Source organism: Candidatus Palauibacter sp. (assembly GCF_965222475.1).
Lineage (GTDB): Bacteria > Gemmatimonadota > Gemmatimonadetes > Palauibacterales > Palauibacteraceae > Palauibacter.
The window spans coordinates 875,098-888,180 of record NZ_CBDCUB010000001.1 but is presented as its reverse complement, the minus strand read 5'-3'; the positions used below and the strand labels follow the sequence as shown (position 1 = coordinate 888,180).

The following is a 13,083-nucleotide window of genomic DNA, read 5'->3' as shown; positions in this document are numbered from 1 at the left end:
TCAGGTGCGCGTGAATGCGATCCAGGACGCCCAGCCCCAGGCGGCGATGAGCGCCGCGCCGCCGATCGGCGCGATCGCGCCCAGCCACCCGATTCCGGACAGGGAGAGGGCGTAGAGGCTGCCGCTGAACACGGCCACGCCGCTCAGCATGAGTACCGCGGGGCCCTGCCAGCCGGCGCCGGGCCAGCGCGCGGCCGCCAGGCCGAGCAGGGCCAGACCGAGGGCGTGCAGCATGTGCATGCGGGCCGCCGTCTCGAAGACGGCAAGGGCGTCCGCCGCCAGGCGGTCCTCGAGGGTGTGCGCCCCGAAGGCGCTCGCGACCACCCCCAGGCCGGCGAGCAGGAAAGCGAACCCGAGGAGACGGCGGTGCTGCGAACCGGCGGCGATCAGTCGAACAACGAGGGAGCGCGGGTTCGCCGCGTGGCCTCGTCGACGATGGCTTCCATGATCCGGTCCCAGCGTTCCGGGCTGATCTGGGCCAGCGTCTCTTCCAGGAGCACCACCAGTTCGCGCCCCTCCGTGCGGAGCAGGAGGGCCCCGCCATCATCCCCTTCCTCCAACTTCTCGCGCAGCCGCGTGGCGCGCTCCGTGAGGTCCCGGTGCCGGAGGCGCTCCTCGTAGTTCATGCAACGCCCTCCGAACCCGCGAGTCGCACGTCGGCCCGGCCCATCAGCCGCCCACCTGGCTCAGCGCGGCGAGCCCCCCGCTTCCGGCCGCCGTACCCAGCTCCAGATAGTGACGCTTCGGCTTGCCGGCGAGCGCCCGCGCTACCGCAGCCTCGATGCTGCCCGTCTCGCGCAGCGGCCCTTTGAGGTCCACTTCGTGATCCCCGAACAGGCAGGTGCGCAGCTTGCCGTCGGCCGTCAGCCGCATCCGGTTGCACCGCTCACAGTAGTTGTGGGACAACGGGGTGATCACACCCACCGTGCCCGCGCCGTCCGGGAAGCGGTAGTACACCGCGGGTCCATTGCCGCGCGGCCCCGGGTCGGGCAGCAACCGGTCGATGGCGCGGATCCGTTCCAGCACCTCGTCGGTGGATATGAACCGGTCGGTCAGATGAAGGTTCTCCCCCACCGGCATCAGCTCGATGAAGCGAACGTGCCACGGGCGCTCGCGGGTGATGGCGGCGAAGTCGGCCACCTCGTGGTCGTTGAGCCCCCGCATGATGACGCAGTTGATCTTGATCGGCGCGAACCCCACATGCTCGGCGGCGCGGATCCCCGTCATCGTCTCGTCGAAGCGCCGCGCCGGGCGCCGGGCGATCTCGACGAAGCGATCGCGGTCGAGCGTATCGAGGCTGATGTTCACCCGATGCACGCCCGCTTCTCGCAGCGCCTCCGCGAATCGCGGCAGCAGGATCGCGTTGGTGGAGAGCGAGATGTCGTTAATGCCGGGCACCGCGGCGATCATCCGGACGAGGTCCGGGAGGTCCTTGCGGACGAGGGGTTCTCCGCCGGTGATGCGGACCCGTTCCAGGCCCATATCCGCCATCTGGCGGACGATTTCCCGGATTTCCTCGTACGCGAGCATCTCCGGCTTCGGGATCCAGGCGAGCCCTTCCTCCGGCATGCAGTACGTGCACCGGAGGTTGCACCGGTCCGTGACCGAGATGCGAAGATACTGGATGCGGCGGCCGAACTGGTCTCTCATGGCACCGAAGATGAACGCAAGTTCCCTCTCACCGACAGTCCCGGGGATCCGGGATCCGCTGTTTCGGGGTTCGGGACTGCTGGAGGAGAGAGGGGACGGCCGGAAGCGGCCGTCCCCCCGGATGTGACGGCTAGGCTTCGGCCGTAACGGCGTTCTCCATCCCCATCATGTTGTCATCGTCATCGCCGCAGTCCCCAGCGAAGGAGACCGTCGCAATCATGCAGACGACCAACACGTTCCGAATCATCTTGAACATCTCTTCCTCCTCGAGTTGGATGCCGGGGCCGAAGGTCCCTTACCCCCGGACACCACCGGCCATCCGTGACCAATCCTTAGGTTCCCGACCGTGATTCGAAGATCGGCTCAAGGCTCGACCCGACGTTACCCCGTCGAGGATCGGCCTTCCACGACCGTCTCCCCGGCCTGCGGGGCACCGACCCAGTGCGAGTCGCCATCCTGATAGTGTTCGTGTTTCCACACAGGCAGTTTAGCCTTGAGGGTTTCCATAATCCAGCGTGAAGCCGGGTAGCACGAGTCGCGGTGCCCCGCCGCGACCCCGATCGCCACGCTCACCTCCCTCAGACCCAGTTCGCCGACGCGATGCGCCGCGAACGCCGCCCCGATGTCGAATCGTTCGAGCGCCTCGTGACAGATGGCCGCCAGTTCGCGCTCCGCCATCTCTCCGTAGACCTCATACGTGAGACTCGCGACGGCCCGCCCGCGGTTCGTCTCGCGCACCCTCCCCTGGAATACCAGGACCGCGCCATCCGCCTGGGTGCCCAACTCCGCGAAGGGCTCGAATCCGTCCAGACTTTCCCGCGTAATCCAGGTCCGCACGCGGTGGTCCGCCGCTCCCGGGCCCTTGTCCGCGCACGGCACCGTCAGCCTCCCGCCACGGGAGGAATGAGGGCGACTTCGTCCCCGTTCGCCAGCCGCGTCCCGGACTCCGCGTAGCGCTGGTTGACCGCGACGACGACGCGCTCGGGGAGCCAGTCCAGTCCTCCCGGCCCCCGCAGCGCCCGCACGAGGTCCTCCACCGTACTGTCGGTCGCGAGTTCGGCGGAGCCCTCCCGGCGTGCGGCCAGTTCCCCGTATACGCCGAAGAAGAGCGTGCGCACCGAGATCCGCCCGGTCACGATCGTCCCGCCAGGGCGATGTAGGCGAGGAGTCGCGGCACGATCCCTTCCTCCCGCAGCGTGGTGACCCGCACGCGGGTCGCGTCCGGCGCTTGCGGGTCCGCGAAGGCCGCGACGGAGAGGTTGCCGCGGAACGTGCAGAACGTGATGTGCGTGTCGCTCTCGGTGTCGATCCAGGCGTCGGCCATGCGGTTCGCACCGAGGAAGAAATCCCGCGCCGCGGCGAGTACATCGCCCGGCGCCAGGGCGCTGGCGGTCTCTGTCGTCATCGGTTCTCCCGGCGTACCATCATCCTGCGGGAAGAATAGGGCCCCGCCCCATCGCGCTCAAATCTCTCGAACAAACTCGTCGACACCTTCGGTAGAGGCCGTCCCAGCGTGCCCCACACGGAATTCTCGTCCAACGTCGCGCGCCTCGAGGCGTCGGCCACGCTGGCGCTGGCCGCGCGCGCCCGCAAGCTGAAGGCGGAAGGCGTGCCTGTGATCGACCTTTCGGCCGGCGAACCCCAATACCCGGCCCCCCGGTTTGCGGCCCGCGCCGGGATACGGGCAGTGGAGGCGGGGAAGACGGGCTATCCGCCCACGCTCGGCCTCCCCGAACTGCGAGAGGCGATCGCGCGCTATCTGAATGAAACGACCGGGGCCGGTAGCGTGGACCCGGGTTCGGTGATCGTGGGCGCCGGCGTGAAGCAGTCGCTCTTCAACTGTTGCTACGCTCTCTTCGGAGCGGGCGACGAGGTCCTCGTGCCCTCCCCCTATTGGCCCAGCTATCCGGTGATCGTGCGGCTCGCCGGGGCGGATCCGGTCGTCGTGGAGACCGGGTGGGATGCCGGATTCCTCCCCTCCGTGGCGGACCTCGAGGCCGCGCGTACCGGGCGCACCCGCGGGCTCCTGCTGAACAGCCCCGGCAACCCGACGGGCGCCGTGATCCCCCGCGGTCTTCTGCGCGACATCCTGCGCTGGGCGGAACGGCACGGGATCTGGGTGCTCTCCGACGAGATCTACCGGCGACTCGCGTACGGACAGCCGTCGCCGTCTGTCTTCGATATCACGGAGCGGGGCGAGCGGACGGTTCTGCTCGACGGAATGTCGAAGGCGTTCTGCATGCCGGGATTCCGGATCGGCTACGCCGTGGGGCCGCGCGAACTCGTCCGGAAGATGTCGGACCTGCAGGGACAGACGACGTCCGGGGCCGTGGGGCCGTCCCAGTACGCCGCCGCCGCGGCCCTCGGCGAGAGCGGCGCGCGCGAGGCGTTCATCACCGATCTGCTGTCGAGGCTCACCGGCCTGCGGGAGGTCGGGCTGGCGGGGTTCGCGGAGATCGACTCGATCGAGGCCACGCCGCCGGACGGCGCGCTCTACTTCTACGGTCGCCTCACGGACCCGACCGAAACATCGCTCGACATCGCCGAGCGGCTGCTCGTGGATGCCTCCGTCGCCTGCATGCCCGGCGAGCCCTTCGGCTCTCCGGGGCACCTCCGGTTCAACTTCGCGGTCGAGAGAGACGTCCTCGAGAAGGGGCTGGCCCGAATCGCCGACTTCTTCGGGTAGGGTGGCCGGTACCCTCCAGGGCTCCGGCCACCCGCTCAGGCCCGGCCCTCGTGACTTGCGGCGACCTCTTCCCGCAGCAGGCGCGAGGGCTTGAACACGGGCACTCTTCGTTCCGGGACTCGCACCGGTTCGCCGGTACGGGGATTGCGCGCCATCCGCGTCCGCCGCTCCCGGACCTTGAACGTGCCGAAGCCCCGAATCTCGATGTGCCGTCCCTCGATGACGGCACCCTTGATCGCGTTCAGGAACGCGTTGACGACCGCCGCGCAATCCTTCTTCGTTACGCCGGGACCGATCGCCTCATGCACCTGCTCAATGAGATCCGCCTTCGTCATCTCCCCCTCCTCCGAGCGTTAGCCGCGCACCACATATCGAGTTCGCTCCGCGAAGGAGCGACGATCTCCACTGATGGAGGAGCTTCGATGGAACGTAGAGAACGCGACGCCGACGTTCAACGTGTGGCCGAGGCTGCGCTCTCCCGCATGGTCTCGACAAAGCGGTTGAACAGGTACCGGCTGTCGTGTGGGCCCGGCGCCGACTCCGGGTGGTACTGCACCGCGAACACCGGCCGCTCGCGATGCGCGAGCCCCTCGACCGTGCCGTCGTTGAGATTCCGGTGCGTCACCTCCAGGGCGTCGGCGCCCTCGATGCGCCCGTCCTCCTCCAGAACCGCGAAACCGTGATTCTGGGAGGTGATCTCCACGGCGCCCGTCGCGTAGTTCAGGACCGGATGGTTCCCTCCCCGGTGTCCGTACGGAAGCTTGTAGTTCCTCGCCCCGAACGCCCGCGCGATGAGCTGGTGCCCGAGGCAGATCCCGAACAGGGGGATTCCCGCGTCGCTCAGAGCCCGGATCCTGTCGACCGCGCCCGGGACGGCCTCGGGATCACCCGGACCGTTGGAGAGGAAGACCCCGCTCGGCCGCGCGTCCAGGAGTTCGTTCACCCCGGTTTCGCAGGGGACGACGCGCACCCGGTATCCCTCGCGCAGGAAGAGATCGAGACTTCGGGTCTTGACGCCGTAGTCGAGGCACAGCACGGGGCCCCCGACGCCGGCGCCGGGGGACGGGTGGAGTTCGTAGGGCTCCGGGGTCGACACGGTCGTCGCGAGATCGCGTCCCGACATCTCGGGTTCCGCGGCGAGTCGCTCCGCGGCCCGGCCCGGCTCGATCCCGTCGTGCGCCAGGACCGCCCGCATGGCGCCCGCATCCCTGATGTGGCGGGTAAGGGCCCGCGTGTCCGCTCCAATGAGGGTCGGGATGCCGTGCGAAGCGAGATATTCCGGGAGCGTGGCGTCCGCCGGCCCCGAGCCGACCTCCCGCGAGAGGTGTCGTACGATGAACCCCGCCACCCACGGCCGCCGAGACTGCACGTCGGGGTCGCGGATGCCGTAGACTCCCTGCATGGGCGCGGTCATCACTACGATCTGCGCGGCGAAGGAGGGATCGGTGAGGACCTCGTGATAGCCCGTCATCACGGTCGTGAAGACGGCTTCGCCGGCCGTCTCCGTCTCGGGCCCCACGTAGGTGCCGTCGAACCGGCGGCCGTCCTCCAGCAGGAGGTATCCGGGGCGTGCTTGCCTGTCGCTCACGTGCGCGTCCAATGTGGCGTTCGCATGTGCGGGGGACCGGGCACCGGCCCGCCGCCCGCGCGTATCCGAAATCCGAAGTGAGGGGAGGCGTGGTGAAACCCGACTCCGAGCCCACTCCGAGGGGTGGGGCCGAGGATCCGCTCGTCCATATCTTCGCCGACGAATCGTGCCTCGGCAACCAGTTCGAAGAACGCGCGAATCCCGGCGCCGCGGCGGGGCTGATCGAGCGCTTCGACGAGCGTCGGGGCTGGCACCGGCGCGACTTCGCCCACTTCGACCCCGACACGACGAACAACCGGATGGCCATCGTCTCCGGGATCGTCGGCCTCGGCGCGCTGAAGCGGCCCTGCCGGGTCGTGTTCACGAGCGACAGCCAGTACCTGGTGCGCGGGATGAAGGAATGGGTGCACACCTGGGCGCGGCGCGGCTGGCGGCGGAAGGGCGGCCCGATCGAGAACCTCGGCCTGTGGCGGGAACTCGCGCGGGCCTCCGCGCGGCACCGGGTGGAATGGCGCTGGACGAAGGGGCACGCGGAGGATGTGAAGAACACCTATGCGGACCGGCTGGCCAATACGGCGGCCCGGGAGCGCCGCGGCACCGACGGGCTGGTTCCCTCCGGCTTCGAGGCGTGGCTGGCCGAGGCGCAAGAGAGGGAACAGTTCCTGGACTTCCTCGACCTGCCCGACCCGGCGTTCGAGGCGGATCCCCGGCCGCCCCCCGTCTGACGCCCCTCTTAGGGGCCGGGGTTCCCGCTTCCGGACCCGGGGTCCTCTTCCGTAGCCGGCTCCTCCCCTCCCTCCGGCGCCGCACCCTCGTCGGCGGGCGCTGCGGCGTCCCCCAGGTCGGGCGGCGCCTCCAGCAGGGAGGGCGGCGCCTCCAGCAGGCTCTGCCCGGCCGGCATCCCCTGGCGCAGGATCGACTCCGGGGACGCGTTCGGCCGGGCCGAGAGCACGGCCAGCACGAGCGCGAGGAAGAGGAATCCCCCTCCGCCGTACCAGCTCATCCTGGTCAGCGCGTTGGCGGCCTGCCGTCCCCCCATGAAGGAGTCGGTCGAGGACGAGGCGCCGCCGAATGACGCGGCGAGCCCGCCCCCCTTCCCCGCCTGGATCAGGATGATGATGCAGAGGAGGAGCGCGATCAGCGAAATCAATACGACCAGGAACGTGAACATCCGCGTAAGCTAGAGCCGGCGCGGGCCCGGGGCCAGTTTCGCGGTCATGCGCCCGCCGCACAGATCGCGGCCCAACTGTCGGGATCGAGGCTGGCGCCGCCGACGAGGACGCCGTCCACCCCCGGAGCCGCCAGCAGTTGCCCGATGTTGGCCGGTTTGACGCTCCCGCCGTAGAGGATCACGGATCGCGGCGGGTCGCAGCCCTCGAACCCCGAGAGCCGGGCGCGCACGATGCCGTGCGCCTCGGCCGCATCCGCCGGGTTCGCCGTCCGCCCGCTCCCGATCGCCCACACGGGCTCGTACGCGTAGACGAGACGGGCACGACCTTCGGCGTCCAGCGGGGACAGCGCCGCGCGAATCTGCGTCTCGAGCACGGCCTCCAGTCTTCCCGCCTCCCGCTCTTCGAGCGTCTCGCCCACGCACAGGACGGGGCGCAGACCCGCGTCGAGGAGGCGCCGCAGCTTGCGCGCGACCATCGCGTCGGTGTCTCCGAACTCGCGGCGGCGCTCCGAGTGGCCCGCCAGCCCCCACGTGGCGCCGGTCGCGGGCACCATGGCGGCCGAGATCGCGCCCGTGTGGGCTCCCTCGACCTCCGTGTGCACGTCCTGCACGCCGAACCGGAGATCGGGTCGGCCGGCGCTCGCCTCGGCGAATACCGGCAGGCTGATGGCGGGGGGAAACACCACCACCGTCGCGTCCTCGCGCGGCGCGTGGCGCCGCCTGAACAGCTCCATGAACGCCGCGGTCTCGGCGGGGCCGTGGCACATCTTCCAGTTCGCGGCGAACACGGGCGTGCGGGGCTCGCTCAAGAGGCACTCCTTTCTCGTTTCAGTTCGCGTCTTCGGCTCGCGGGTCAGCTCGCGGGTCATGCGTCGGCGAGGGCGTCGAGCCCGGGCAGCCGTCCGCTCGCCAGGTACTCGAGCGCGGCTCCGCCCCCGGTGCAGACGTGCGAGACGCGGTCCATGAGGCCGGCGCGCCCCACGGCTGCCGCCGAGTCGCCGCCGCCCACCACGGAGAAGGCGCCGGCGGCGGCAATCTCCGCCGCGGCCTCCGCGATGGCGAACGTCCCCGCCGCGAAACGCGGGTCCTCGAACCGCCCCATCGGTCCGTTCCAGAAGAGCGAGGCGCAGCCGCGGATCTCTTCCGCGTATTGTGCCCGCGAGGCCGGACCGATATCCAGCGCGGCCATCCCCGGACCGATCGCCTCCACCCCCACGTCCGCGACCGATCCGCCGGCATCCGCCGGCCGCTCGGTGACCCTCACGTCGACCGGCAGCCGGATACTGTCCGGACTCGCGGCCAGGATCGAGCGGGCGAGTTCCAGGGCGGCCTCGTCGACGAGCGACGCCCCGGTCTCCACCCCCTGCGCCCGCAGGAAGGTGTTCGCCATGGCGCCGCCGACCAGGATACGGTCCGCGCGCTCCAGAAACCCGCGCATGAGATCGATCTTGTCACCGATCTTCGCTCCCCCGAACGCGACCACGAAAGGACGCGGAGGGTCCCGGAGGGCATCGAGCGCGGCGAGTTCCCGTTCCACCAGCAGGCCGGCGGCGGCCGGGCGGAGGCGTGCCGGCACCCCGGTCGTCGACGCGTGCGCGCGGTGGAGCGTCCCGAACGCGTCGTTCACGAAGAAGTCGCCGAGGCGGGCCAGCCGCCCGGCCAGGGCGCCGTCGTTCGCCGCCTCTCCGGGCAGGAAGCGGGTGTTCTCGAGGAGGAGAACCCGGCCGGCGGCGAGCCCGCGACTCGCGCGGAGCGCCGCAGCGCCGTCGCACGGGGCGGCGAAGTCCACCTCGACGCCGAGCAGGCCGGCGAGGACCGGGGCCACCGGCGCGAGCGAGAACGCGGGGTTCGGACGCCCCCCGGGGCGGCCGAGGTGCGAGAGCAGGACCGGCCGGGCGTCGTGCCGCAGCAGCCACCGCAGCGTGGGCAGAGTGGCCTCGACGCGGGTCGCGTCGGCCACCCGGTCCGCCTCGAGCGGGACATTGTAGTCCACGCGCACGAGCGCTCGCTTCCCGGCCGGATCGGCCGGGAGATCCGCGAGGGTCCTGATCATTCGAGCGGTTCGGGCCGGTTCAGGCCTCGACGGCCGCGGGCAGCCGCTCTCCGACGAAGCTCGCCAGGTCCACGCAGCGGTTCGAGTAGCCCCACTCGTTGTCGTACCAGGAGATGACCTTCACGAGCGTGCCGCCCATGACCGAGGTCGACTGCGCGTCGATGATCGCGCTCGCCGGGTGCCCGGTGAAGTCGACCGACACAAGGGGCTCCTCGGTGTACTCGAGCACGCCGTCCAGAGCCCCCCCGGCCGCCGCGCGGAACGCCGCGTTGACCTCCTCCGCCGACGCTGCCCGCGATACGGTGGCCACGAGATCGACGATGGACACATTCGGCGTCGGGACCCGCATCGCCATCCCGTCGAGCTTCCCCCGAACCTGCGGGATGACGAGCCCCACCGCCTTGGCGGCCCCCGTCGTCGTGGGGATGATCGAGAGCGCGGCGGCGCGCGCGCGGCGCAGATCCTTGTGCTGGAGGTCGAGCAGCCGCTGTCCGTTCGTGTACGCGTGGACGGTCGTCATCAGCCCCCGCTCGAAGCCGAACTCGTCCAGCAGGACCTTGACGACCGGCGCGATGCAGTTCGTGGTACAACTCGCGTTCGAGATCACATCGTGCCGATCGGGGTCGTATTCGTCGGCGTTCACGCCGAGCACGAGCGTGATGTCCGGCTCGACGCCGGGAGCGGAGATGATGACCTTCCTCGCGCCCGCCGCCATGTGTCTGGCCGCGTCCTCACGCCGCCGGAAGATGCCGGTCGACTCGATCACCACATCGACGTCCATCGCCGACCACGGCAGATCGACGGGATCCCGCTCGGAGAGCACGCGCACCCGCTCTTCGCCGACGACGAGATCCTGGCCGTCGACGCGCACCTCACCGGCGAAGCGGCCGTGCACGGAGTCGTACTTGAACAGATGGGCGAGCGTCGCCGCATCCGTGAGGTCGTTGATGGCGACGAAATCGAGGTCGCCGCGCGGATTCTCGAGCGCCGCGCGCAGGATGTTCCGGCCTATGCGACCGAAGCCGTTGATTGCAACCCTCACACTCATGGGGAATCCTCTTATGGGCGGATTACGGGCGGGAAGCCCGAGTCGGTGACGGGTCCCCGTCCAGGGGACGTAGCGTACGCGCAAAACTAACTGCCGCCACACGGCGAAATCCAGCCTCGGCGAGAGCTTCCGCGCAGGCGACCGCCGTCGCCCCGGTCGTGAGCACATCATCGACCACGATCGCCACTCCCCCCGCGCCATCGAAGCCGGCCCGGGGCTGGAAGCGGCCCTGCACGTTGGCGCGCCGCAGGGCGCCGCGGAGGCCGGCCTGACGGCCGCCGCCCGGCCGCCGCTCGAGGGCCGGCCGCAGCGGTCCGAGCCCGTGCGCGACGAGGGCGCGGGCGAGTTCCTCCGCCTGGTTGAAGCCCCGCTCCCGCAACCGGGCCGGTGCGAGCGGCACGGGGACGAGGCAGGCGGCGTCCCGGGCGCCGAGCCGGTTCGCGACGGACTCCGCGGCGGCCGCCATGCTCGCGGCCATGTACGGAGCGAGCGCCACCCAGCGATCGTACTTGAGGGCGCGTACGGTCCGGGCGGCCACGCCGTCGAAGGCGAACGGCGCGTCGGCGGCGACCAGCACCTCGGGCCACGACTCGCAGGTGCCGCAGCGCACCCGCTCGCCCGCCGCAGCCGCGATGTTGCCGAGCGGCTGCGCGCACCGCGTGCAGCGCGGCACGGGCAGCCGCGGTTGCCGCGAGCGGCACAGGCCGCACAGCGGCGCGCCGGCGGACTCCACACCCCGGCGGCACCCGACGCACGCCGCCGGGACCAGCGCATCGAAGGCCGCCGCGGCCGTCCGCCCGAGACGGCCGAGGGCGCTCCGCCGCGCGATCACGCTCATGCGCCGCTCCCGCGGCCGGATCCCCGCCCCGCCCGCGCGTCCAGCGCCTGCACGGCCGCGGCCCGCATCGCGTGGTGCGGCGTCGCGCGCCCGGGAAACCAGCGCTCCAGCGACAGCGCCGCCTGGCCCACGAGCATCTCGAGCCCGTCCCCCGCCCGGATGCCGAGCGACCGGGCGTGGCGGACCCACCGCGTCCGTCCCGCCGCATACACGAGGTCGTACGCGAGATCGAACCGCCCCCGGTCCAGCGCGAGTGGCAGCGGATCCGCCGCCGCCAGCCCGAGGCTCGTCGCGTTGAGGACGAGATCGTAGGACGCCCCCAGCTCCGGCGCCTCGACCACGCGTACCGCACGGGTCCCCGCCGCCTCCATGAGCGCGCGCGCCCGGGCGGCCGTCCGGTTGAGGATTTCGATCGAGGACGCGCCCCCCTCGAGCAACGCATGGACGGCGCCTCGCGCCGCGCCGCCGGCCCCCAGCACGAGCACGCGCGCCCCGCCCGCCTCGAAGCCGACCCGTTCGAGCGCGAGGCGGAGACCGCCCACGTCCGTGTTATCGCCCTCGAGTTCCCCATCCGCCCGCCGCCACCAGCAGTTACACGCCCCCGTGGCCCGTACGGCGCGGCTCGGCCGCACGAGCGCCTCGGCCGCTCGCAGCTTGTGCGGAAGCGTGACATTGCCTCCCGCGAGGTCCGGATCGCGCATCGCCCGCCCGATGTCCTCCGACGCGACCTTTCGGGCAACGTATTCCGCGTCGAGCCCCCACGACCGGAAGGCCGCCCGATGCATGGCGGGCGAAATCGAATGGTCCACGGGGTCTCCGAGGAGCGCGTAGCGGAGCGTCACGGCCCGTCCGGCACCTGCTCCGCGTCACGGAGCCAGTCGAAGAACCCGCGCATGGCGCACGCCAGCAGCGCCCAGGTCGCCTCGTAGGTCTCGAGGTCGCCGCCATACGGGTCCGGTACCCCGCCCCCCGCTCGCCCGTGGCCCGGGGGGAGGAAATCCGTCATGACCCGCACGGAGGCGTCCGGAGCCCAGCGAGCGACCGCCTCGGCGTGCGACGCCTCCATCCCGACGATCACGTCGGCCCATTCCAGCAGTTCGAGCGAGAGCTCGCGCGACCGGTGCCCGGCGAGATCGAGCCCGCGCGCCGCGGCCACCGCGACGCCGGGGCCGGAGGCGGGGTTCCCGGGGAACGCGAACGTGCCCGCCGAGCCGCACGACACCCCCGGCAGATCGCACGCCTCCGCCGCGGCCCTCGCGATCACCTCGGCCATCGGGCTCCGGCAGGTGTTCCCCGTGCAGACGAAGAGCAGCTTCATCCCGGAGCCCCGCAGCGACCCGACCGCCTCAGGATCCGCTCGATCTCGAGCGCCGGAAGGGCGCCCTCGCGCAGCACCTCGACCGTCTCGCCGCGCAACCGCACGAGCGTCGACGGAGGGGAGGCCTCCAGGTCTCCCGCGTCCAGCCACCCGACCGGTCCGTCCTGCGGCCGCATCGACGCCAGCGCCTCCCGCGCTTCCCGCCGCGTCCGCGCCGGCGGTCGCCCCGTCTCGTTGAGACTTGTCGACGTCATGAGTCCCCCCGCCCGCTCGAGCAGCCGCCGCACGACGGGATGCGGATCGACGCGCGCCGCGATCCCGGCCTCGCTGCCGTCATCCAGGACGAGCGTGAGCGGCCCCGGCCAGAAGGCATCGGCGAGCCGCCGGGCCGCACCGCTCCACCGTACGCCCGGCAGGGCTTCGTGGAGCGCCTCGCGGCTGGCCGCGAGCCGGATGAGCGGCGCCGGCGGACGCCGCTTGAGGGCCGAGATCCGCTCGTCGACCCCGCGGGCCGGGCGCCCGCCCAGCCCGTACACGGTCGACGTGGGGTGGGCCACCACGCCGCCGGCCTCCAGCAGCGCCACCGCCCGTTCAAGCGCATCGACTCCGGCCGCCAGCGGCCTCCCCGCCCCGCGCTGCACCGCCGCCGCGGACGCTCCGGAACCCGTGCCGACCCCTCCCCATTCGCACCAGCGCAACGCCTCGATCTCGATGTCGATCACACTCCGCCC

The 13,083-nt window shown here is 71.5% G+C and carries 19 protein-coding genes; 2 read left to right on the top strand and 17 right to left on the bottom strand.

What is annotated here, in order from left to right; translation table 11 throughout:
- From ACOQPP_RS03865 to ACOQPP_RS03835, 7 genes are all read right to left on the bottom strand, one after another.
- Positions 1–324, bottom strand: coding sequence for a DUF423 domain-containing protein (locus tag ACOQPP_RS03865; RefSeq protein WP_419166558.1), 324 nt, complete (start codon positions 322–324; stop codon positions 1–3).
- 62 nt (positions 325–386) lie between these two features.
- On the bottom strand, positions 387–626 hold the full coding sequence (locus ACOQPP_RS03860) for a hypothetical protein (RefSeq protein WP_419166559.1): 240 nt from the start codon (positions 624–626) through the stop codon (positions 387–389).
- A gap of 43 nt (positions 627–669) precedes the next feature.
- Positions 670–1,650 (bottom strand): GTP 3',8-cyclase MoaA, encoded by a 981-nt coding sequence (moaA, locus tag ACOQPP_RS03855; protein ID WP_420635899.1) that lies wholly within the window; start codon positions 1,648–1,650, stop codon positions 670–672.
- 130 nt (positions 1,651–1,780) lie between these two features.
- Entirely contained in the window at positions 1,781–1,906 is a 126-nt protein-coding gene (locus tag ACOQPP_RS03850) for a hypothetical protein (protein ID WP_419166561.1), read from the bottom strand.
- Between the two features lie 125 nt (positions 1,907–2,031).
- The gene (locus ACOQPP_RS03845; protein WP_419166562.1) at positions 2,032–2,529 is read right to left on the bottom strand and encodes a molybdenum cofactor biosynthesis protein MoaE; all 498 of its coding nucleotides are present in this window, start codon (positions 2,527–2,529) and stop codon (positions 2,032–2,034) included.
- A 2-nt stretch (positions 2,530–2,531) separates the two neighbouring features.
- The gene (locus ACOQPP_RS03840) at positions 2,532–2,786 is read right to left on the bottom strand and encodes a MoaD/ThiS family protein (RefSeq protein WP_419166563.1); all 255 of its coding nucleotides are present in this window, start codon (positions 2,784–2,786) and stop codon (positions 2,532–2,534) included.
- Entirely contained in the window at positions 2,783–3,055 is a 273-nt protein-coding gene (locus tag ACOQPP_RS03835) for a hypothetical protein (protein ID WP_419166564.1), read from the bottom strand. The genes ACOQPP_RS03840 and ACOQPP_RS03835 overlap by 4 nt, the downstream gene beginning before the upstream one ends.
- A gap of 108 nt (positions 3,056–3,163) precedes the next feature.
- Between ACOQPP_RS03835 and ACOQPP_RS03830 the strand changes: the two genes are divergently transcribed.
- Positions 3,164–4,336 (top strand): pyridoxal phosphate-dependent aminotransferase, encoded by a 1,173-nt coding sequence (locus ACOQPP_RS03830; RefSeq protein ID WP_419166565.1) that lies wholly within the window; start codon positions 3,164–3,166, stop codon positions 4,334–4,336.
- A 35-nt stretch (positions 4,337–4,371) separates the two neighbouring features.
- Here the strand turns inward: ACOQPP_RS03830 and ACOQPP_RS03825 are convergent, their stop codons facing one another.
- Both ACOQPP_RS03825 and carA read right to left on the bottom strand, forming a co-directional pair.
- Entirely contained in the window at positions 4,372–4,671 is a 300-nt protein-coding gene (locus tag ACOQPP_RS03825; protein ID WP_419166566.1) for an HU family DNA-binding protein, read from the bottom strand.
- A gap of 116 nt (positions 4,672–4,787) precedes the next feature.
- A complete protein-coding gene (carA, locus tag ACOQPP_RS03820; protein ID WP_419166567.1) occupies positions 4,788–5,924 on the bottom strand; it encodes a glutamine-hydrolyzing carbamoyl-phosphate synthase small subunit in 1,137 nt (378 codons plus the stop codon).
- Positions 5,925–6,016: 92 nt separating this feature from the next.
- Here carA and ACOQPP_RS03815 point away from each other — a divergent pair, with 92 nt between their 5' ends.
- Positions 6,017–6,649, top strand: a complete 633-nt coding sequence (locus ACOQPP_RS03815) for a ribonuclease H family protein (RefSeq protein ID WP_419166568.1) — start codon at positions 6,017–6,019, stop codon at positions 6,647–6,649.
- Positions 6,650–6,657: 8 nt separating this feature from the next.
- Here ACOQPP_RS03815 and secG read toward each other — a convergent pair whose 3' ends face one another.
- Genes secG through ACOQPP_RS03775 form a run of 8 tightly spaced genes read right to left on the bottom strand, consistent with a single transcriptional unit; the run spans position 6,658 to position 13,074 of the window.
- A complete protein-coding gene (secG, locus tag ACOQPP_RS03810; protein WP_419166569.1) occupies positions 6,658–7,095 on the bottom strand; it encodes a preprotein translocase subunit SecG in 438 nt (145 codons plus the stop codon).
- Between the two features lie 44 nt (positions 7,096–7,139).
- A complete protein-coding gene (tpiA, locus tag ACOQPP_RS03805; protein ID WP_419166570.1) occupies positions 7,140–7,904 on the bottom strand; it encodes a triose-phosphate isomerase in 765 nt (254 codons plus the stop codon).
- A gap of 56 nt (positions 7,905–7,960) precedes the next feature.
- On the bottom strand, positions 7,961–9,148 hold the full coding sequence (locus ACOQPP_RS03800; RefSeq protein WP_419166571.1) for a phosphoglycerate kinase: 1,188 nt from the start codon (positions 9,146–9,148) through the stop codon (positions 7,961–7,963).
- Between the two features lie 19 nt (positions 9,149–9,167).
- Positions 9,168–10,196, bottom strand: coding sequence for a type I glyceraldehyde-3-phosphate dehydrogenase (gene gap, locus ACOQPP_RS03795; RefSeq protein WP_419166572.1), 1,029 nt, complete (start codon positions 10,194–10,196; stop codon positions 9,168–9,170).
- Positions 10,197–10,218: 22 nt separating this feature from the next.
- On the bottom strand, positions 10,219–11,034 hold the full coding sequence (locus ACOQPP_RS03790; protein WP_419166573.1) for a ComF family protein: 816 nt from the start codon (positions 11,032–11,034) through the stop codon (positions 10,219–10,221).
- Complete coding sequence (locus tag ACOQPP_RS03785; protein ID WP_419166574.1) at positions 11,031–11,876, bottom strand: shikimate dehydrogenase family protein; 846 nt, start codon at positions 11,874–11,876, stop codon at positions 11,031–11,033. Before ACOQPP_RS03785 ends, ACOQPP_RS03790 begins: the two co-directional genes overlap by 4 nt.
- Positions 11,873–12,352, bottom strand: coding sequence for a low molecular weight protein arginine phosphatase (locus tag ACOQPP_RS03780; protein WP_419166575.1), 480 nt, complete (start codon positions 12,350–12,352; stop codon positions 11,873–11,875). Before ACOQPP_RS03780 ends, ACOQPP_RS03785 begins: the two co-directional genes overlap by 4 nt.
- On the bottom strand, positions 12,349–13,074 hold the full coding sequence (locus ACOQPP_RS03775; RefSeq protein WP_419166576.1) for an L-threonylcarbamoyladenylate synthase: 726 nt from the start codon (positions 13,072–13,074) through the stop codon (positions 12,349–12,351). Before ACOQPP_RS03775 ends, ACOQPP_RS03780 begins: the two co-directional genes overlap by 4 nt.
- Positions 13,075–13,083: the final 9 nt, after the last annotated feature.